The sequence below is a fragment of the Dolichospermum sp. UHCC 0352 genome (assembly GCF_009711925.1).
GTDB classification, from domain to species: Bacteria; Cyanobacteriota; Cyanobacteriia; order Cyanobacteriales; family Nostocaceae; genus Dolichospermum; species Dolichospermum lemmermannii.
In genome coordinates, this window is sequence record NZ_VIKY01000331.1 from 1 (window position 1) to 1,298 (window position 1,298).

Below are 1,298 nucleotides of genomic sequence, written 5' to 3' on the forward strand. Positions count from 1 at the left end.
ACGAAATTATAGACATAGTAAAATGGAGCTATAAATCAAAGAGATTAGCTCATCTTTACAAGAGAAATTAAATTGATAGAGATGATAATTAGCTGACTAATTGATAGTAACGTAAACAATCATCTGGTAAAAGACTCAAGATAAAATCTCTGTCCTTATTCCAATTAGAAATATGTTTCTCCTGACTGAGTGTAACCAAATGAATACACTGAAAGCATTGAAAAATCCAGCGTAAAGTAGGACGATTAGTTGCTTTGCCTAATTGATTTTTAATTGTTGATTTAGACTCCAAAAGAGCATTTCTAATATGACGTTGAGCCAAAGTATAAACCAGTAGACATAAACCCATAATCATTCCCAAAGACTCTATTCTCTCAGGACTTTTGAGGAAAATACTGTCGGCAAAAAATAATGGGTCTTTGAGAAAACCAAACCCTCTTTCACATGATTGTTGAGCTTTATATTCCCTGAGCATAGAATCATTGCTTAGTTCCTTTGAATCTAAAACATTTGTCGCAATAATAAAACGTCCCGCACTCAGCAATTCTGTATTAATTTTACTTTCATCCTGGGAGACTGTAGCTGATATTTGATAGGATATTTCTCCTGAAGTATCTTTTTTATTAGATTTTACTTGAGTCACCGTACTTTCGTGAATTTGATGATATTTGAATTGTTTTGATAATTTTGATAATGCCTTGATAGCATCTGCAACACATGCAAATCTCTCTTGTGATAACTTTTTCAAATCTTGCACAGCTTTTGATTCTGCTTTGGTAATTTTTTGTGTGAGCTTATGCAGGTCTGATTCTTTTCTTTCTTGACTTTGCACTACTAACCATCTTTGTTCTATCCCTGCATAATTTTGGATTTTTGATGCTAATTTATATCCTGGTATTGTACTATCAATAAATTCTGATTCTGCTAATGTTGATATTAATGATTTTGCTGCTTTTATGCTTAATGGTACTCGACATAACCAACGTAATTCTGACATCATTTTCAGGTTTGATTCTGTATATAAAGCAGCGTCAGCAACCATGAGACTATTAACTTCTAATTGTTTTTGATATTCTACTGCTATTTTACCAAAACATGATGAGTCAGCTTGGTTTCCCGATGCTAGTTTTAAAAATATTGGTATGTCTCCATCTCCTGAACATATCATTTCTATGATAAACTGTTTTAAGTCTGGACGATGGTCACGAGAATAACCGTAGGTGATGGTTATTTCTTTTGGTGATTTTACTGCTAATTCTTCTAATTCTTGGTTATTTCCTACTTTTTGACTCTCAAAT

General features: G+C 32.7%; 1 protein-coding gene. It reads right to left on the reverse strand.

Annotated features, from left to right (window positions below; all coding sequences use genetic code 11):
- Window positions 1-88: 88 nt before the first annotated feature.
- The coding region (locus tag FJR06_RS23785) for an IS1634 family transposase (protein WP_168652398.1) at window positions 89-1,298 on the reverse strand (1,210 nt) is incomplete at its 5' end.